The sequence below is a fragment of the Roseateles sp. GW821-FHT09G09 genome (genome assembly GCF_059415965.1).
The window spans coordinates 514,179-531,210 of sequence record NZ_JBWKOG010000004.1 but is presented as its reverse complement, the minus strand read 5'-3'; the positions used below and the strand labels follow the sequence as shown (position 1 = coordinate 531,210).

The 17,032-nt window shown below is 69.3% G+C and carries 20 protein-coding genes; 4 read left to right on the top strand and 16 right to left on the bottom strand.

The genetic code is table 11. The features are described 5' to 3' along the window. Positions 1–16 precede the first annotated feature (16 nt). Positions 17–1,180, bottom strand: coding sequence for an AAA family ATPase (locus AC07O8_RS13745; protein ID WP_495048547.1), 1,164 nt, complete (start codon positions 1,178–1,180; stop codon positions 17–19). 50 nt (positions 1,181–1,230) lie between these two features. Here AC07O8_RS13745 and AC07O8_RS13740 point away from each other — a divergent pair, with 50 nt between their 5' ends. Further along, complete coding sequence (locus AC07O8_RS13740) at positions 1,231–1,875, top strand: pseudouridine synthase (RefSeq protein ID WP_495048546.1); 645 nt, start codon at positions 1,231–1,233, stop codon at positions 1,873–1,875. Between the two features lie 44 nt (positions 1,876–1,919). Further along, on the top strand, positions 1,920–2,765 hold the full coding sequence (locus AC07O8_RS13735) for an SDR family NAD(P)-dependent oxidoreductase (protein WP_495048545.1): 846 nt from the start codon (positions 1,920–1,922) through the stop codon (positions 2,763–2,765). Between the two features lie 12 nt (positions 2,766–2,777). Here the strand turns inward: AC07O8_RS13735 and AC07O8_RS13730 are convergent, their stop codons facing one another. The 6 genes from AC07O8_RS13730 to rpsP form a co-directional block, all read right to left on the bottom strand. After that, on the bottom strand, positions 2,778–3,767 hold the full coding sequence (locus AC07O8_RS13730; RefSeq protein WP_297523972.1) for a CobD/CbiB family protein: 990 nt from the start codon (positions 3,765–3,767) through the stop codon (positions 2,778–2,780). Between the two features lie 68 nt (positions 3,768–3,835). Further along, entirely contained in the window at positions 3,836–4,666 is an 831-nt protein-coding gene (locus AC07O8_RS13725) for an NUDIX hydrolase (protein ID WP_495048544.1), read from the bottom strand. Between the two features lie 133 nt (positions 4,667–4,799). Further along, positions 4,800–5,168 carry a 50S ribosomal protein L19 gene (gene rplS, locus AC07O8_RS13720; protein WP_495048543.1) on the bottom strand — a complete coding sequence of 123 codons (369 nt, stop codon included), beginning with the start codon at positions 5,166–5,168 and terminating at the stop codon, positions 4,800–4,802. A gap of 182 nt (positions 5,169–5,350) precedes the next feature. Continuing rightward, positions 5,351–6,175: a tRNA (guanosine(37)-N1)-methyltransferase TrmD gene (gene trmD, locus AC07O8_RS13715; protein ID WP_495048542.1), complete on the bottom strand. Its 825-nt coding sequence runs from the start codon at positions 6,173–6,175 to the stop codon at positions 5,351–5,353. Positions 6,176–6,195: 20 nt separating this feature from the next. Then, positions 6,196–6,792, bottom strand: a complete 597-nt coding sequence (gene rimM / locus AC07O8_RS13710) for a ribosome maturation factor RimM (protein ID WP_495048541.1) — start codon at positions 6,790–6,792, stop codon at positions 6,196–6,198. An 18-nt stretch (positions 6,793–6,810) separates the two neighbouring features. Continuing rightward, the gene (gene rpsP / locus AC07O8_RS13705; protein ID WP_297523977.1) at positions 6,811–7,086 is read right to left on the bottom strand and encodes a 30S ribosomal protein S16; all 276 of its coding nucleotides are present in this window, start codon (positions 7,084–7,086) and stop codon (positions 6,811–6,813) included. A 268-nt stretch (positions 7,087–7,354) separates the two neighbouring features. Between rpsP and AC07O8_RS13700 the strand changes: the two genes are divergently transcribed. Both AC07O8_RS13700 and AC07O8_RS13695 read left to right on the top strand, forming a co-directional pair. Further along, positions 7,355–7,981 (top strand): GNAT family N-acetyltransferase, encoded by a 627-nt coding sequence (locus AC07O8_RS13700; RefSeq protein WP_495048540.1) that lies wholly within the window; start codon positions 7,355–7,357, stop codon positions 7,979–7,981. Then, positions 7,978–8,451 carry an NINE protein gene (locus tag AC07O8_RS13695; RefSeq protein WP_495048539.1) on the top strand — a complete coding sequence of 158 codons (474 nt, stop codon included), beginning with the start codon at positions 7,978–7,980 and terminating at the stop codon, positions 8,449–8,451. Before AC07O8_RS13700 ends, AC07O8_RS13695 begins: the two co-directional genes overlap by 4 nt. Before the next feature lie 228 nt (positions 8,452–8,679). Here the strand turns inward: AC07O8_RS13695 and AC07O8_RS13690 are convergent, their stop codons facing one another. From AC07O8_RS13690 to murJ, 9 genes are all read right to left on the bottom strand, one after another. Beyond that, on the bottom strand, positions 8,680–9,690 hold the full coding sequence (locus tag AC07O8_RS13690; RefSeq protein ID WP_297523980.1) for an inorganic phosphate transporter: 1,011 nt from the start codon (positions 9,688–9,690) through the stop codon (positions 8,680–8,682). Positions 9,691–9,711: 21 nt separating this feature from the next. Next, a complete protein-coding gene (locus tag AC07O8_RS13685; protein ID WP_297523981.1) occupies positions 9,712–10,359 on the bottom strand; it encodes a DUF47 domain-containing protein in 648 nt (215 codons plus the stop codon). Between the two features lie 114 nt (positions 10,360–10,473). Continuing rightward, entirely contained in the window at positions 10,474–10,827 is a 354-nt protein-coding gene (locus tag AC07O8_RS13680) for a DMT family protein (RefSeq protein ID WP_495048538.1), read from the bottom strand. Between the two features lie 55 nt (positions 10,828–10,882). Further along, positions 10,883–11,377 (bottom strand): 2-amino-4-hydroxy-6-hydroxymethyldihydropteridine diphosphokinase, encoded by a 495-nt coding sequence (folK, locus tag AC07O8_RS13675; RefSeq protein ID WP_495048537.1) that lies wholly within the window; start codon positions 11,375–11,377, stop codon positions 10,883–10,885. 10 nt (positions 11,378–11,387) lie between these two features. Then, entirely contained in the window at positions 11,388–13,025 is a 1,638-nt protein-coding gene (pcnB, locus tag AC07O8_RS13670; protein ID WP_495048536.1) for a polynucleotide adenylyltransferase PcnB, read from the bottom strand. Further along, positions 13,022–13,690, bottom strand: a complete 669-nt coding sequence (locus AC07O8_RS13665; protein ID WP_495048535.1) for a histidinol-phosphatase — start codon at positions 13,688–13,690, stop codon at positions 13,022–13,024. The genes pcnB and AC07O8_RS13665 overlap by 4 nt, the downstream gene beginning before the upstream one ends. 52 nt (positions 13,691–13,742) lie before the next feature. Beyond that, complete coding sequence (gene hda, locus AC07O8_RS13660; RefSeq protein ID WP_495048534.1) at positions 13,743–14,417, bottom strand: DnaA regulatory inactivator Hda; 675 nt, start codon at positions 14,415–14,417, stop codon at positions 13,743–13,745. Between the two features lie 140 nt (positions 14,418–14,557). Then, the gene (locus tag AC07O8_RS13655) at positions 14,558–15,334 is read right to left on the bottom strand and encodes a SirB1 family protein (protein ID WP_495048533.1); all 777 of its coding nucleotides are present in this window, start codon (positions 15,332–15,334) and stop codon (positions 14,558–14,560) included. A gap of 88 nt (positions 15,335–15,422) precedes the next feature. Then, a complete protein-coding gene (murJ, locus tag AC07O8_RS13650; RefSeq protein WP_495048532.1) occupies positions 15,423–16,997 on the bottom strand; it encodes a murein biosynthesis integral membrane protein MurJ in 1,575 nt (524 codons plus the stop codon). Between the last annotated feature and the right edge of the window lie 35 nt (positions 16,998–17,032).

The following is a 17,032-nucleotide window of genomic DNA, read 5'->3' as shown; positions in this document are numbered from 1 at the left end:
TGCGCCGCGCAAGGCTTCAGCGCTCCGGCCAGCGCCAAGGCGGCGTCTCGTCCAGCGGCATGTCCGGCAACCGGGTCTCGCCGAATTCCTTGCGCAGTTCCCAGGAACGGCACTCGGGCTGTTCCTCCAGCGCGCCGATCAGCCGCTTCGCGTGCGAGACCACAATCATCTGGCTCTGCCGGCTGGCCGTCGCGATGAGGCGTCCCAGCGCCGGCAGCAGGTCGGGGTGCAGGCTGTTCTCCGGTTCGTTCAGCGCCATCAGCTCGGGCGGCCGCGGGCTGAGCAGGGCCGCCAGCAGCATCAGGTAGCGCAGCGTCCCGTCGCTCAGTTCGGCGGCGTCCAGCGGCCGCAGCAGGCCAGGCTGGCGCATCGAGAGCCGGAAGCCTGCCTCGGTGCGTCCCACCTGGACCGAGGCGCCGGGGAAGGCGTCGTCCAGGCAACGGTGCAGCATCTCCACGTCGCCGATCGCGACGATGGTCTGCCACGCGGCGGCGAGGTCGGCGCCGTCTCCCGCCAGCACCGGCGTGAAGGTGCCGACACGCACGCGCCGCGCCGGCGCCTCGGCGTCGGTGCGCAAGCTGTCGTAGAAGCGCCAGCCGCGCAGGCGCTCGCGCATCGTGATCATCTCCGGCGCCTGCGCCGGGTCCGCGTGCTGGGACAGCATGCTGTCGAAGCTCGCCAGCGGCGTGTCCACCACCGACCAGGCGCGACCGTCGCGCACCTGGAGCAAGGCGTTGCGCCGCTCGACCAGCGCGGACGCCGGCCGGTACAGCGTCCCGGCCCACAGCGCCTCGCGCTTGATCTGCGGATCATCCTCGAACAGCGCCGGCGCTCCCGGTTGCGGCAGCCCGAGCTCGATCGAATAACCGAAGTCGTCGCCGGCGACGCCGAGCTTGAGCGCCACCGGCCCCTTGCGCACGGAGGCCTCGATGGGCTGGTCGCCGGCGCGCATCGCGCGACTGATCTCCTCCGGGCCGGCCCAGCGCGTCGAGGCGAAGCCGCCTTCGTTCGCCAGCGCCGGCAGCACCCGGTTCTGCGCCGCGTCCGCCAGCAGCCGCAACGCGCGATAGAGGCTGGACTTGCCGCTGCCGTTGGCGCCGGTGACCAGCGTGAGCTGACCCAGCGGCAGGCGCAAGTCGCGCAGGGAGCGGTAACCGGAGACGGCGAGGATGTGCAGCATGGCCGCCGATGATACGGAGCCGACGCGACAATGCGGCCATGCCGGCGTCGATGCTCCAGCCCTCCTTCCACCCGCCCGTGCGGCATGCCGATGCGTGGCGCGTCGTCGTCGACAAGCCGTCGGGTTTGCTGTCCGTGCCCGGCCGCGGCGAGGACAAGCAGGATTGCGCCTGGGCGCGTGTCGCGGCCGCGTTCCCGGACGCGTTGATCGTGCATCGCCTGGACCAGTCGACCTCCGGCCTCATCGTCTTCGGACGCGGCGAGGCGATGCAGCGCGCGCTCAGCGAAGCCTTCGCCGCCAGGCTCGTCGACAAGCGATATGAAGCGGTGGTGGCAGGCCTTGTCGAGCGCGACGCCTTCGAGATCGACCTGCCGCTGATCGTCGACTGGCCGAACCGGCCGCGCCAGATGATCGATCACGCGCGCGGGAAACCCAGCCTGACCCGCGTGCGGGTGATGCATCGCGACGTCGCGGCGGACACCACGCGGGTCGAGCTCGAGCCGGTCACCGGCCGATCGCATCAGCTGCGCGTGCACCTGCTTGCCGCCGGTCATCCCATCCTCGGTGACGCGCTGTACGCGCCGCCGGAGGTCCTCGCGCAGGCCCCTCGCCTGCTGCTGCATGCGCGGGACCTCCGCCTGCCGGCAGTGCTCGACGCGCCGGCCCTCTCACTGCATTCGCCGCCTGACTTCTAAACGCGCTGCGCGCGCGTTCCCCTTTGACCCAGGAGCGTTTTCACATGTCCACGACCCTCTCCAATGCGGCCTCCGACAAGGCCTCCAACACGGCTTCCAACACGGCTTCCAACGACGCCTCCCAGCCTCGTTCCCTCACGATCGTCACCGGCAGTTCGCGCGGCCTGGGCGAGGCGCTGGCGCGTCAGTCGCTCGAAGCCGGGCATCTGGTCATCGGCATCGCCCGCGGCCGCAGCGAGGCGCTGGAACGCGTCGCCCATGAGCGCGGCCTGCCGTTGCAGCAATGGCAGGCCGACCTGGCCAGTCCGCTGACGATCGCCAAGCACCTGGCCGACTGGCTGCGCACGCAGCCCGGCACGTGGGCAACGGCGACGCTGATCAACAACGCCGGCGTCGTCACGACCCCCGGCCCCATCGACGGCGAGTCGCTGGAGACGCTCTCCGCCGCGCTGCGCGTCGGCCTGGAGGCGACGGTGCTGCTGAGCGCGGCCTTCCTGGACGCCACCCGCGACTGGGCGGCCGATCGCAAGGTGCTGAACATCTCGTCCGGCCTGGGCCGCCGCGCGATGGCCGGCAGCGCGCTCTACTGCGCCGCCAAGGCCGGCATGGACAACCTCAGCCGCGCGATGGCGCTGGACGAGGCACACAAGGCCGCCAAGGGGGAACGCGCCGCGCGCGTCGTGTCGCTGGCGCCCGGCATCATCGACACCGACATGCAGGCGCAACTGCGCGGCGGCGATGCCTCGAAGTTCCCGGATCGTGATCGCTTCGCCGCGTTCAAGGCCGAAGGGCAGCTGGTCAGCGCGGCAGACACCGCGGCGCAGGTCCTGAAGTTCCTCGCCAGGAACGACTTCGGCCAGCAGGTGCTGGCCGATGTGCGGGACGCCTGAGCCCGGGCCCGGTCAGCCGACGAGGTTGGCCAGCGTCAGCAGCGCCAGCAGCAGCATCCACAGCGTGACCGAGCGCCACACCAGGCCGACCACGCTCTGCAGGTGGCCCAGCTGCGGCGGCACGCCGGCCGTGGAGCCCTCGGCGCGCGTCGCGTCCATGTCGCCGCCGGACTCGAAGGTCTTGCTGCGGTCCGGCGTCACACCCGGCGCGGCGCTGCCGCCCAGCTGCACGCCGACGGCGCCCGCGGCGGAGGCCAGGATGATGCCCTCGTTGTCATGGGCCCACAGCGTCGAATCGCGGCGCCAGGAACTCACCGCCTCCTCGAAGTTGCCGACGATCGCGAAGCCGGTCGCCGTCAGGCGCGCGGGGATGTGGTCGATCATCCCGAACAGCTTGCGCGAGAGTTCCATCAAGCGCTCGTTGGTCGGCGCATCCAGCGTGCGGCTCTTGAAGGCCCAGTAGCGGCCGGCGAATTCGGCCATCCGGTACAGCACCGCGCCGGCCGGGCCCAGGCCCAGCGTCGAGAACAGCACGAACCAGAAGAACACCCCGAAGACATGCCGGTGCGCCGCGAGCAGCGAGTGCTCCAGCACGTGTCTGAGCAGCTCGGTGCGCGGCAGCTCGCTGGCGTCCAGGTGACGCCATTCGGCCAGCAGGCGGCGGGCCTCGAGCTCGTCGCCGCGCTCCAGCGCGTCACGGATGTCGGTGAAGTAGTGGCTGAACTGGCGGAAGCCCAGCGTCAGGTAGAGCACCAGCACGTCCATCGCCAGCGACAGCAGCAGGCTGTAGGGCCGCACGAGCGCGTAGATCGCCCCGACGAGCAGGGCCGGACCGACGACGGTGATCGTCCACACGACGGCCGCATGGTGCGACCGGCCCGCGTCGAAGTTGCGCCCGGTCCAGCGCACCCAGGCGATCATGCCTTGGTGGACCGGATTCCCGTGCGGCAGAGGCTTGAGCTGCTCGCACACCAGCGCCAGCAAGACCGCGAAGAAGTTCATGGCCCGGGATGATAGCGGCCCTCACACCCTCGGAAGGGGGATCGGCGTCCCCGCCCCGTGACCAGAGGTCAGACCTGCAGGAAGCGGTAGAGATTGCGCAACATCGCGGCGGTCGCGCCCCAGATGAAAAACTCCTTGGCCGCGGCCGCCGTCAGCGTCGCGTCGGGGTCCGCGTTCGACACCGCAAGACCTGGCCCCGTCCACGGCATCGACAGGAACTGCCGACGGCCCTTCAGCGGGCCGCCGTCACCCGTGGCCTGGCCCGTGGCCTGGTCCGCCGCCTGGCCCGCGGACTCGCCGGCCGGGTCGTACGCGAAGGTGTGGCGCTGGTGGTGCGCGGGATTCATCAGGAACTCCAGCGGCACCTCGAAGGCCTCCGCCACCTCGAAGGCGTCCAGCCGCAGCGAGAAGCCCGGCCGGATCAGGCCCACCACCGGCGTGACCTCGTAGGCCGTCACCGTGCGATAGACGGGAAGTTGACCGATCAGGTCCACGAAACGCTCGTCGAGACCGATCTCCTCCTCGGCCTCGCGCAACGCGGTGCGTTCGGGCGAGCCGTCCTCCGGCTCGGCACGACCGCCGGGAAAGCTGATCTGCCCGGCGTGGTCCCGCAGGTGCGCCGTGCGCTGCGTCAGCAGCACGTGCAGGCCCTCGGCGCGCTGCACCAGCGGGATGAGCACCGCGGCCTGCGTCGTCGTCCGGCCGGGAAAGAGGCCGCCGTCGCCGGGCAATTCCGGTTCGAAGCTGAGCGGATGCAGGAAGCGCTCGCGCAGCCAGGCCGGCGTCAGGCGCTCGCGGGGGACGGCGGGGAGATGCGCATCGGTGCCGGTGACGGGGATGGCGCGGGGATCCTGGATGGCGGGGCGGCTGGCGGGACGGCTGGAGGAAGGCGTCGACATGCGGCAGGAGCGTCCGGTACGCCGGACTGGTTCGTGGGCGCCCGAGGCGCGAAGTCCCGATTGGACGCCAGAAACGACAAAGCCGCTCCGGGCAGGGCCTTGGAGCGGCTTTGGGGGTGGCTTGCGCCGAGGATCAGGCGACCGTCTTGATGGCCAGCTTTTCCTTGATGCGCGCCGACTTGCCCGAACGCTGACGCAGGTAGTACAGCTTCGCGCGACGGACGTCGCCGCGACGCTTCACTTCGATCGAAGCGATCAGCGGGCTGTACAGCTGGAACGTGCGCTCGACGCCTTCGCCGCTCGAGATCTTGCGGACGATGAAGTTGGAGTTCAGACCGCGGTTGCGGCGGGCGATGACCACGCCTTCGTAGGCCTGCACGCGCTTGCGGGTGCCTTCGACGACGTTCACGTTCACGATCACCGTGTCGCCGGGGGCGAACGCGGGGATGGTCTTGTTCAGGCGAGCAATTTCTTCTTGCTCAAGGGTCTGGATCAGATTCACGAGGATCTCCTGTGATCTTGCCGGCGCGAATCAGGATGATTCCAGGTCTGGCCGCCATCGAATGAATTCTTCGGCACCGCCCGCGTGGGGATTCAACCAACAGTGTCAAAGCACTGCCCTTGCCCCATCAGCCCAGTAGAGGATCGGAAAAACCCGCGATTATAGACGTGCCGGGGCGATCGTCAAACTTCGCCCGTGCCGCCGCCGGTTTTGGCCGTCGCTTTGCCTGCCGCTTTGCCAGGCGCCGGCTGCAGCGCGGCCAGGAACTTCTCGTCCTTCTTGTCGAGCTTGCCGTCGCGGCGCGCCGCCTCGATCAGCTCGGGCCGACGGCGTTGCGTCAACGCCAGCGACTGCTCGCGGCGCCAGCGGGCGATCTCGGCATGGTGGCCGGACAGCAGCACCGGCGGCACCGGCCACGGGCCTTCGGGCGTCTCCAGGACTTCGGGACGGCTGAAGTGCGGACAGTCCAGCAGTCCGTCGGAGAAGCTGTCCTGCTGGTGCGAGGCGGCGTCGTTCAGCACGCCTTCCTGCAGCCGGGCGATCGCATCGAGCATCGCGATGGCGGGCAGCTCGCCGCCGGACAGCACGAAGTCGCCGAGGCTGATCTCCATCGTCACGTGGCGGTCCAGCACGCGCTGGTCGATGCCTTCGTAACGGCCGCAGAGCAGGATCGCGCCCTCGCCTTGCGCCAGCTCGCGGGCCAGCGCCTGGTCGAGCCTGCGTCCGGTCGGGCTGAAATGGATGACGGCGGGCGCGCCGGGATGCGTGGTCGCGCGATCGGCCCTCACCACCGCCAACGCGCGCTCCAGCGGCGCGGCCAGCATGACCATGCCGGGACCGCCGCCGAAGGGGCGATCGTCGACACGGCGGTAGTTGTCCTCGGCGTGATCGCGCAGCTGCCAGAGCCGCACGTCGACCTGTCGGCTCTCGTACGCGCGACGTGTCACGCCGACCCGCAGGAAGGGGTCGAAGAGTTCGGGAAAGAGGGTGAGGACGTCGAAGCGCATGGGCATCAGGCCCGGCGGCTTCAGTAGTCCAGGTCCCAGTCGACCGGGATGACCTTGGCGGCCTTGTCGACGGTGCCGACAAACGCGTTCACGAACGGGATCAGGATTTCCTCGTCCGGCTTGACCGGCGCCGTCTTGCCGGCAGGCAGGATGCGCAGCACGCAGTGCGGGCCGGTGTCGATCAGGTCGATCACCTCGCCCAGCGTCTGGCCGTCCTTGTTGACGACGCTCATGCCGATCAGGTCGATCCAGTAGAACTCGTCCTCGTCGGTGTCCGGGAACACGCTGCGCGAGACGAAGATGCGGGCGCCCTTGAGCGCCTCCGCACCGTTGCGGTCGGCCAGGCCTTCGACCTGGGCGACGATGCCGTCCGCGTGGTCGCGGACGGACAGAACCTTGAGCACGGGGGGCACGACATGCGGCTTGCCCGGCAATGCCTTCTCGCTCGGTTTCATGAACCAGCGGCGGGAGGCGAAGAGCGCCTGGGCATCGGGGGAATGGCTGAGGATCTTCAGCCAGCCCTTGATGCCCCAGGCGTCCAGCACGCGCCCGACCTCGATGGCGTCCTCCGGAAAGGCCGGGGAACTCTCGATGATGTCGTCGGGCGCCTGCTTCATCTACTTAGATCCGGAGATTCAAGCAGCGACGGCGGCGGCCGGAGCGGCAGCCGACTTCTTGGCCACGTCGACCAGGCGGGCGACGGCGGGCGACAGCTGGGCGCCGGTGCCGACCCAGTAGGACACGCGGTCCTGCGCGACGCGCAGGCCTTCGGCGTTGCCGGTGGCCACGGGGTTGTAGAAACCGACGCGCTCGATGAAGCGGCCATCGCGACGATTGCGGCTGTCGGTCACGACGATGTTGTAGAACGGACGCTTCTTGGAGCCACCGCGGGAGAGTCGAATAACGACCATGATCTATCCTTCAGGTTTTGAGCGTTCCACCGCACCAGGGAGACACACAGGGGCAAGCAGACAAATGGGATCGACCCTCGGATGGGGCACGCGTGTGTCGCGCAACATCCCCACGAAAGGTCGACAGCTGGCCCTGTAGATACGCCCCCGGACTGACATCGCACGAGCTCCGGATCAGGAAGCTTCGAAGCGTGACAGCCACACCCGGGGGCCAGCGCCAAAACCCGGCATTATAAACTCGCGTTTGACGCTTTGTCCTCCTCCCCCAATGACGACGACCACCAGCAGTTCCTCCCCTCTCCTGATCCGCCCCAGCCTGGAGGGTGATATCGCCGCCATCCAGCAGATCTACGAGCATGCGGTGCTGCACGGCACCGGGACCTTCGAGACCGACGTGCCCGACCGTGCCGAGATGGGCCGCCGCCGCACCGAGGTGCTCAGCCGCAGCTTGCCGTACCTGATCGCGGAGCGCGACGGGCAGGTGCTCGGCTTTGCCTACGCCAACTACTTCCGTCCGCGGCTGGCCTATCGCTACTTCGTCGAGGACTCGATCTACCTCTCGCCCCAGGCCCAGGGCCAGGGGGTCGGCCGGCTGCTGCTGGCCGAACTGATCGCCCGCTGCGAAGCCGCCGGCGCGCGCCAGATGGTCGCCGTGATCGGCGATTCGCAGAACCTCGGTTCGATCGGCGTGCACCGCAGCCACGGTTTCGAGGACATCGGCGTGATGAAGGCGGCCGGCTGGAAGTTCGGCAAATGGCTCGATGTCGTGCTGATGCAACGCCAGCTGGGTCAGGGGGACGCCAGTTCGCCCAACGGTGCGATGCCAACAACCGCGGCGACCGTGGCGGCCCCGCCGGCGGCGCCCTCGGCCCCCGCCGAGACGCCCGCCGCATGAACGCAGTCGCCCCTGGCGCCGGCGGCGCGGCGGACCTCAAGTCCAAGACCGTCGCGACCTGGCTGAGTTTCGCGCTCGGCAGCCTCGGGGCGCATCGCTTCTATCTGCACGGCTTCAGCGACAAGCTCGCCTGGCTGCACCCGCTGCCGACGCTGCTGGGCTTGTATGGCGTGCACCGCATGGACACGCTGGGGCAGGACGACGTCGCCGCCTGGTTCCTGATCCCGCTGCTCGGGCTGATGATCGCCCAGGGCATGCTGGCGGGCATCGTCTACGGCCTTATGCCCGACGAGCGCTGGGCCGACCGCTTCAATCCCGGACAGGCGGTGCGCCGGACCGGCTGGTTGCCGATCCTGGGCGTCATTGCGTGCCTGATGGTCGGCGGCGCCTGCCTGATGGCCACGATCGCCTTCTCGGCGCAGCGCTACTTCGAATCGCAGGTCGAAGCCGCCCGCGAGATCAGCCAGTAGTCGCGGGAACGCCTCCGTACTTCCACCGCCGCTGGCCCTCACCCCTGCCCTCTCCCGCAAGCGGGAGAGGGAGTCGGTGCACCGAGTACTGCGCTCTTCCGCAAGCGGAAGAGGGAGTCGGCGTACCGAGTGCTGCGCTCTTCCGCAAGCGGAAGAGGAGGCAAGAAGGAATGCGGTCGGACTCCCTCTCCCGCTTGCGGGAGAGGGCGGGGGTGAGGGCCAGCGGCCTCAGAACAGCGTGAAGCTGATCCAGTAGAACAACCCGGCGATGAACGCCGACGCCGGGATCGTGAAGATCCAGGCCCAGACGATGTTCCCCGCCACGCCCCAGCGCACCGAGGAGGCGCGCTGCGTCGAGCCCACGCCGACGATGGCGCCGGTGATCGTGTGCGTCGTGGACACGGGGATCCCGAGCGACGTCGCCAGGAACAGCGTGATCGCGCCGCCGGTTTCCGCGCAGAAGCCGCCGACCGGTTTGAGCTTGGTGATCTTCTGGCCCATCGTGCGGACGATGCGCCAGCCGCCGAACATCGTGCCCAGGCCGATCGCCAGGTAGCAGACGACGATGACCCAGGTCGGCGGCGAATGTTCACCGGCGCCCGCGTAGCCCGAGGCGATCAGCAGCATCCAGATCAGGCCGATGGTTTTCTGCGCATCGTTGCCGCCGTGGCCCAGGCTGTACAGCCCGGCCGAGACCAGTTGCAGCCGCCGGAACCAGTTGTCCACGCGCAGCGGCGAACTGCGTCTGAACAGCCAGGCCACCGCCACCATCAGCAGCGAGCCCAGCAGGAAGCCCAGCAGCGGCGAGACGAAGATGAACAGCACCGTCTTGCCGATGCCGCTCATGATCAGGCCCTTGGTGCCTGCCTTGGCGATGGCCGCGCCGACCAGGCCGCCGATCAGCGCGTGCGACGAGCTCGACGGGATGCCGTAGAACCAGGTGATCACGTTCCACGCGATCGCGCCGATCAGGGCGCCGAAGATCACGTGGTGATCGACGATGCCCGCGTCGATCGATCCCTTGCCGATCGTGGCCGCCACCTTCAGTTCGAAGAACAGCACCGCGATCACGTTGAAGAAGGCCGCGAACAGCACGGCCTGCTGCGGCTTGAGGACGCCGGTCGACACGACCGTCGCGATCGAGTTGGCGGCGTCGTGGAAGCCGTTCATGAAGTCGAAGGCGACGGCCAGCACCACGAGCATGGCCACGACCCAGAAGGCCACGTGCATCGTTCCCATGGGAGACGCTCCGCGACCGGATCAGGAATTCTCGAGGACGATGCCCTCGATCAGGTTGGCGACGTCCTCGCAGCGGTCGGAGATCGATTCCAGCTGCTCGTAGATCGCCTTGAGCTTGATCAGCTCGCGCACGTCCTCCTGTTCGCGGAACAGCTTGGACATCGCGGCCCGCATCACGCGGTCGGCGTCGGACTCGAGCTTGTCGATCTCCTCGCAGGCCTTGATGGCGGCTTCGGCGGTCTTGGGTTCGCTCAGCTTGGGCAGCAGCGTCACGGCGTGCTTCACCCGCTCGCAGCACTTGGCCGACAGCTCGCCCAGGCGCAGCACTTCCTCGGGGATGGAACGCACGTCGTAGAGCTGCATGGTCTCGCTGGAATCCTGCAGCAGGTCCAGGATGTCGTCCATCGCGTTGATCAGACCGTGGATCTGCTCGCGGTCGATCGGCGTGATGAAGGTGCGATGCAGCAGCCGGTTCACCTCGGCGGTCACGCGGTCGGCGTGGTGCTCGGCCTTGTCGACTTCGGCGGCGTATTTCTCGCGCAGCGTCAGGTCGTTGTAGTTCTGGATCATGAGCATGAAGGCGCGCGCGCCTTCCACGATCTGCGTGCCGTGCTCATTGAACAGTTCGAAGAAATTGCCCTCTCGGGGCAGCAGCTTGCCGAAAAACATGGGGGAGGCTCCGCGCCGTGCGATCCGCGCCGGACCGTCACAATTGATTCATTTCCGTGTCACGGAAAACCCACGAGTGTAGCCGCCCATGGCCCGTCGGAGCTATTTCGACATTCAGCTTCGGAAGATGAAGTAGACGGCGCCCATCAGGCACAGGCCGGCCAAGATGAAGTCCGTCTTGAACGGCTGGTTCATGAAGAGCATCGAGAACGGGACGAACACGCCCAGGGTGATCACTTCCTGCGTGATCTTCAGCTGGGCGAGCGTGAAACCGCCGTCGTAACCGATGCGGTTGGCCGGGACCTGCAGCAGGTACTCGAACAGCGCGATCCCCCAGCTGATCAGCGCCGCGACGTACCACGGCTTGGACGCCAGCTCCTTCAGATGGCCGTACCAGGCGAAGGTCATGAAGACGTTGGACAGCGTCAGCAGGGCGACCATCTGCCAGCCGGCGGCGGTTGCGAACATGAGGCGGACTCCCGAAAGCGGTTGGATGTGGCGGGCGGGTGGTGAGACCAGGTGGTCAGGGCAGGCGCAACGGCGTGCCGTCGCACTCGACGGCCTGATCGACGACCGAGGGCAAATGACTCGCCAGTCGACCCAGACCTGGTGCTTCGAGCGAAGGATCCAGTTCCAGCAGCGGGCGCAGCACGAAGGCGCGCTGGTGCAGCCGCGGATGCGGAACGAGGAGCCGATCCAGGGTGATGGTCTGGTCACCGTAGAGCAGCAGATCGAGGTCGAGGGTCCGCGGCGCGTTGACAAACGGCCGCTCGCGCCCGTGGCGCAGTTCGATGGCCTGCAAGGCCGCGAGCAGCGTGAGCGGCGGCAGTGTCGTCGTGACGCGCGCGACCGTGTTCAGGTAGTCGGGCCCCTCGCAGCCGACCGGCGCGCTGCGCCACGCGGAGGAGACCCCCGTCAGGCTCACGTCGGTCACGTCGGCGAGGTCGGCCAGCGCCGCCTCCAGCGTGCGCCGCAGGTCGCCGAGGTTGGCGCCCAGGCCGACGTAGGCCGTGATCATCCGCGGCGGGTCATTCGTCGTTGGTCGGGCCGCCGGCATCGGCCGGCGCAGCCGCGCCGCCCGCCGCCTTGGGCTTGCGGCGGCGACGGCGCTTCTTGGCGGGATGGCCGGTGCCGCCCTCGCCTTCCGCGGCGTCCACCGCTTCCGCATCGATCGGCAGCGCGGCGGCCGATTCGCCGCTGACGGGCAGGGTCGCGGGCGTGCTCACGGCGCCGCGCGGCACCGAGTGCACGCGCCCGCCGCCCGCCTTGGGCTTGCTGCGCGGGCCGCCCTGGCGTTGCGTCTCGCGCGCCAGTTCCAGCAGCGCGCGGCGCTCGTCCTCGGTGCCCAGCGCAAAGTCTTCCCACCAGTCGGCCAGGGCCGGATCGATCTCGCCCGCCTCGGCGCGCAGCGCCAGGAAGTCGAAGCCGGCGCGGTAGCGCGGCTGCTCGATCAGCCGGTGCGGACCGCTGCCGGTGCGGCGCTCGAAGCGCGGCTGCATCATCCAGATCTCGCGCATGTCCGCCGCGAGCTTGCCGCGGCCGGAGATGTCGCCGACGCGCGCGTCGAAGACCAGGTCGATCGCCTGCTGCAAGGCCGCCACCGCGCCCTCGCCGCCGTCCATCAGGCGCGTCCAGCGCTGCTGGACCTCGCCCCACAGCATGCAGGCCAGCATGAAGCTCGGCGCCACCGAGCGGCCTTCCTCGACGCGCTTGTCGGTGTCTTCCAGCGCCAGGCGGACGAACTTGCCGTGCACGTTGTCCGGCAGCGCGCCGTCCTTGTCGAGCACCGCGTCCAGGATCGGGAACACGCCGCGCGCCAGGCCCTGCTTGCGCAGTTCCTCGATGCTCGCCAGCGCGTGGCCGGTCTGCAGCAGCTTGATCATCTCGTCGAACATGCGCGACAGCGGCACGTTCGCGAGCAGCGGCGCCATGACGGCGATGGGCGCGCGGGTCTTGGGCTCGATCGTGAAGCCCAGCTTCGCGGCGAAGCGCACGGCGCGCAGGATGCGGACCGGGTCCTCGCGGTAGCGGGTCTCGGGGTCGCCGATCATCCGCAGCACCTTCTTGCGGGCGTCGGCCAGACCGCCGTGGTAGTCGACCACCAGCTCGCGCTCCGGGTTGTAGTACATCGCGTTGACGGTGAAGTCGCGCCGCGCGGCGTCCTCGATCTGCGGGCCCCAGACGTTGTCGCGCAGCACGCGGCCGGACGCGTCGACGACGTGCGACTTGCCCTCCAGCGCGCCCTTGGACGTCTTCTCGTTGCCCTGCACCTGCTCGGCGTCGTCTTCCTTGAGCAGCGCGCGGAAGGTCGAGACCTCGATCACCTCGTGCTCGCGGCCGCGGCCGTAGACCACGTGGACGATGCGGAAGCGCCGGCCGATGATGAAGGCGCGGCGGAACTGGTTCTTGACCTGCTCCGGCGTGGCGTCGGTGGCGACGTCGAAGTCCTTGGGCCGGCGGCCCAGCAGCAGGTCGCGCACGGCGCCGCCGACGATGAAGGCCTCATAGCCCGCGTCGGTCAGCCCTTTGACGACCTTGACGCCGCGCTCATCGAGCAGGGCCGGGTCGATGCGGTGCTCCTCCGCGGTGATCTCCACGCGCTTGCCCAGCGGCGTGGCGGTACTTTCGGACTTGCCCAACAGCTTGTTGATAAATTTTTTGATCATTCGAACAGCTTCAGTATCGGCCAGCCGCGCTCGCGCGCCAGCGCCTCGAGGGCCGAGGTGGGGTTGGTCGCCACCGGATGGCTGACCCGTTCCAGCAACGGCAGGTCATTCATCGAGTCGCTGTAGAAATGCACGCGCTCGAAATCCTCCCAGCGGCGCCCCTGCGCCGCCAGCCATTCGTTCACGCGCACGATCTTGCCCGCCTGGAAGGACGGGGTCCCCTGCACGCGCCCGGTGAACGACCCGGCCGCGTCGCGCTCCAGCTGCACGGCGATCAGGTGGTCGACACCGAAGGCCTGGGCGATCGGCGCGGTCACGAATTCATTGGTCGCCGTCACCACGGCCACCAGATCCCCGGCGTCCAGGTGGCGCTGCACGAGTGCGCGCGCATTGTCGCGCAACATCGGCGCGACGATTTGGGCCATGAATTCGGCGCGGGCCGCCTCGGCCTCGGCCAGCGGCCGGGCGCGCCACACCGAGGTGGCGAAGTCCACGTACTCGTCCAGGTCGAGGTCCCCGCGCTGGTAGTCGGCGTAGAACTCGTCGTTGCGGGCGGCCCAGGCGGCGCCGTCGGCCCAGCCGATCTCCACCATGTAGCCGCCGAAGGCGTGGTCCGAGTCCTGCGGGATCAGCGTGCCGTCGAGGTCGAACAGGGTCAGGTCCACGGGTCTTGTCCTTGAAAAACCTTGAAATCGATGCAACCGGCGGCGTCGCCCCTCAGGCGAGCGCCCCCTGGTCGGCGAGCATCTGGCGCAGCAGCGGCACGGTGACCGCCCGCTTGCTGGCCAAGGCGAATTCGTCCAGCCCGTCCAGCAGCGTCATCAGGTGCTTGAGGTCGCGGGCGTAACGGGTGAGCAGGTAGTCGATGACGTCGTCGCTCAGCGCGATGCCGCGGCGGTCGGCCTCGCGGCGGAGCACGGCGCGCACCTCGGCCTCGGACAGCGGCTGCAACGCGAAGGTCGGGCCCCAGCCGAGCCGGGTGCGCAGGTCCTCGCGCAGGTCCAGGTCGACTGGCGGCGCGGTGCCCGTGGAGACGACCGCCAGTCCCAGCGTCGCCGCCTCGACGAAGAGCGCGAAGGCCGCATGCTGCTGGCCCGGGTCGAAACGCTGGGCGTCGTCGAGCAGCAGCAGGCTCGGGTGGGTGGGCAGCTCCCAGGGCAGCGGGGTGTCGGCGTCATACCAGCCGACCTGCGCGCCGGCCTGCTGCCAGTGCCGCGCGAGCGCCCGCAGCAGGTGCGTCTTGCCGCTGCCGGGCGGCCCCCACAGGAACACCGGCGGCGCGCCAGCCCCCAGCGCCAGCACATGCGTGAGGGCCGCGGTGTTGGCACCGGTGAGGAGCGTGTCAAAGGTGTAGTCGGGCTCGGGACCGAGCGACAGCGGGATCTGCTTCAAACCACTTCAGCGTTGGATGGCGGGGTCGACCTCGGCAAGGCGGAGGTCGCACCCTCGTGAAGAGGGGGATTCTAAGCGTCGCCCGACGGGCCCTCCCCCCTTCCACGCCCTCCCACTCCCTCCCGCCCCCTCCCGCTCCCTCAATGGAGGGTGGCGGGACCGCCGCCGGCGTCACGGAGCTGTTGCAGGCACTGCTCCAGATCGGCGCGCTCCACCCGGTCGTCCGGCAGCAGGGCCACCAGCTTGCGCTGGACCGCCAGCAGCCGGGGCAGGTCTTGCTGGTCCATGTGGATCTGTTTCAGGTTGCGCAGCATGCGCGCGAGGATCTGGCGCGGCGACGCCGTGCCGAGGAAGGCATCCAGCGACATCGGTTCCTGCGGCATCAAACCGGCGCGCTCCCGCCAGGGGCTGAGGAACTCGTCGAGTTCGCTGCGGCCCAGCGAGCGTCCGCTGAACGGGTCCAGCACCACCTCGCCCTGCGGCAGGCGCAGCTTCATCAGGAAGTGGCCCGGGAAGCTGACCCCCTTGATCCGCAGCCCGACATGCGACGCCAGCTCCATGTAGATGATCGCCAGCGTGATCGGGATGCCGCGGCGCGTGGCGAGGACCTGGTGGAGGTAGCTGTTGCCGACGGCGTAGTAGTCGTTGACGTTGCCGGCGAAGCCGAGCTCGCCGTGGAAATACTGGTTGAGCATGCGCAGCCGGTGGCTGGGCGGCGCGTCGGCGGGCAGACGGTGGCGCAGCCGCTCGCCGAGACGATCCAGCTCGGCCATCACCTGCTGCACGTCGAGCCGGGGCACCTCGTCGAGCGCGATCGCGGTGGCGGCCTCGGCCAGGTTCAGCGTGTCGTCGTCGGCAACCAGCGTCGAGAAATAGTCCAGCGCCGACGGCACCGTCCACTGCAAAGGCGAACTCATGCGCCGGAGTCTACGCCCGCCATCGTGCGCGGCGCCGGAGGGGGACGCCCCAGATTTCAGGCCCGGTGAGGTCAGGCCCGAAGAGCCTTCAAGCCCGACGGGCGAACTGGCGCAGCTTCACGCCCAGCAGCAGCAGCACGCCGAAGTACAGCAGCGCGGAGGCGCCGAGGCTTAGCGCCATCCAGCCGGCGCGCGCCAACTCGAAGTGCATGCCCTTGCCGCCGACCCAGCCGAAATGCCTGGCCAGCCACCATTGCAGGGCGCCCATCGCCGCGCTGGCGATCACCACGCGCAGCAGGAACAGCGGCCAGCCGGCCTCGGGCGTGTAGGTGCCGAGCTTGCGCAGCCCGCGTAGCAGCAGCCACGCGTTGACGACGGCGCCCAGGCCGATGGACAGCGACAGCCCGGCGACGCCGATCTTGAAGCCGAACACGAAGATCGCGTTGAACACCTGCGTCAGGATCAGGACGCCGACGGCGATGCGCACCGGCGTGCGCATGTCCTGACGCGCGTAGAAGCCGGGGGCCAGCACCTTGATCGACACCAGCCCCATCAGGCCCAGCCCATAACCCATCACGGCGCGGGCGGTATGGGCGACGTCCGCCGCCTGGAAGGCGCCGCGCTGGTAGAGGACGGCGACCAGCGGCTCGGCGAAGACCAGGAGCGCGACCGCGCAGGGCAGCGCCAGCAGCAGGGTCAGGCGCAGGCCCCAGTCGAGCAGGCCCGAGTACTTCTGCGTCTCGCCCTTGGCCGTGCTGGCCGCGAGTTGCGGCGTCAGTACCACGCCCAGCGCGACACCCAGCAGCGCGATGGGGAACTCCATCAGCCGGTCCGCATAGGTCAGCCAGGAGGCGGCGCCCTCGCCCACCGCGATCGCGATCTGCGTGTTGATCAGCAGCGAGAGCTGGGCCACGCCGACGCCCAGCAGCGCCGGGCCCATCTTGCGCAACACCTGGCGCACGCCCTCGTCGGCGGCGGCCACGCGCAGGCCGGACAGGTTCAGCGCGAATCGCGGCATCAGGCCGACGCGCCGCAGCGCCGGCACCTGCACCGCCAACTGGAGGATGCCGCCGACCATCACGCCCAGCGCGAGCGAATAGATCGGCTCATAGCCGTGGCGCGCCAGCACCGGCGTCAGCCCGTAGCCGCAGGCCAGCGAGGCGAGGTTCAGCAGCACCGGCGTCACCGCCGGCACGATGAAGCGCTTCCACGTGTTCAGGATGCCGGCCGACAGCGCCACGAGCGACATGAAGCCGATGTACGGGAACATCCAGCGCGTCATCACCACGGCGGCCTCGTGCGCGTCCCGGGACAGCCCCGCGCCCAGCGCCCAGACCAGCACCGGCGCGCCGATGACGCCGATCGCGCAGGTCGCCAGCAGCGCCCACAGCAGCACGGTCGCGACGGCATCGATGAGGTGGCGGGTGGCCTCGTCGCCGTCCCTGGCGCGCGCGGCGGCCAGCGACGGCACGAAGGCCTGCGAGAACGCGCCCTCGGCGAACAGGCGCCGCAGCATGTTGGGGATGCGGAACGCCACGTTGTAGGCGTCGGTCATCGCATTGGCGCCGAACAGCCCCGCCACCATCTGTTCGCGGACCAGGCCCGTGATGCGGGACAGCAGCGTGAAGACCGAAACGACGGAGGCGGTGCGGAGCAGGTTCATTCAGGCGCGGCGCGGAGGCGGAAACGGGGACACAG

Excerpts from the sequence above, each read along its gene's own strand:
- trmD (WP_495048542.1), bottom strand. The coding sequence starts at position 6,175 with ATGCGCTTCGACGTCCTCACCCTCTTTCCCGAACTCTTCGACCCCTTC.
- AC07O8_RS13725 (WP_495048544.1), bottom strand. The coding sequence starts at position 4,666 with ATGTCGACGCCTTCCTCCAGCCGTCCCGCCAGCCGCCCCGCCATCCAG.
- AC07O8_RS13740 (WP_495048546.1), top strand. The coding sequence starts at position 1,231 with ATGCTCCAGCCCTCCTTCCACCCGCCCGTGCGGCATGCCGATGCGTGG.
- murJ (WP_495048532.1), bottom strand. The coding sequence starts at position 16,997 with ATGAACCTGCTCCGCACCGCCTCCGTCGTTTCGGTCTTCACGCTGCTG.
- folK (WP_495048537.1), bottom strand. The coding sequence starts at position 11,377 with ATGATCACGGCCTACGTCGGCCTGGGCGCCAACCTCGGCGACCTGCGG.
- AC07O8_RS13685 (WP_297523981.1), bottom strand. The coding sequence starts at position 10,359 with ATGTTTTTCGGCAAGCTGCTGCCCCGAGAGGGCAATTTCTTCGAACTG.
- rpsP (WP_297523977.1), bottom strand. The coding sequence starts at position 7,086 with ATGGTCGTTATTCGACTCTCCCGCGGTGGCTCCAAGAAGCGTCCGTTC.
- AC07O8_RS13700 (WP_495048540.1), top strand. The coding sequence starts at position 7,355 with ATGACGACGACCACCAGCAGTTCCTCCCCTCTCCTGATCCGCCCCAGC.
- AC07O8_RS13730 (WP_297523972.1), bottom strand. The coding sequence starts at position 3,767 with ATGAACTTCTTCGCGGTCTTGCTGGCGCTGGTGTGCGAGCAGCTCAAG.
- AC07O8_RS13680 (WP_495048538.1), bottom strand. The coding sequence starts at position 10,827 with ATGTTCGCAACCGCCGCCGGCTGGCAGATGGTCGCCCTGCTGACGCTG.
- AC07O8_RS13690 (WP_297523980.1), bottom strand. The coding sequence starts at position 9,690 with ATGGGAACGATGCACGTGGCCTTCTGGGTCGTGGCCATGCTCGTGGTG.
- AC07O8_RS13745 (WP_495048547.1), bottom strand. The coding sequence starts at position 1,180 with ATGCTGCACATCCTCGCCGTCTCCGGTTACCGCTCCCTGCGCGACTTG.
- AC07O8_RS13695 (WP_495048539.1), top strand. The coding sequence starts at position 7,978 with ATGAACGCAGTCGCCCCTGGCGCCGGCGGCGCGGCGGACCTCAAGTCC.
- AC07O8_RS13655 (WP_495048533.1), bottom strand. The coding sequence starts at position 15,334 with ATGAGTTCGCCTTTGCAGTGGACGGTGCCGTCGGCGCTGGACTATTTC.
- rimM (WP_495048541.1), bottom strand. The coding sequence starts at position 6,792 with ATGAAGCAGGCGCCCGACGACATCATCGAGAGTTCCCCGGCCTTTCCG.
- pcnB (WP_495048536.1), bottom strand. The coding sequence starts at position 13,025 with ATGATCAAAAAATTTATCAACAAGCTGTTGGGCAAGTCCGAAAGTACC.
- AC07O8_RS13735 (WP_495048545.1), top strand. The coding sequence starts at position 1,920 with ATGTCCACGACCCTCTCCAATGCGGCCTCCGACAAGGCCTCCAACACG.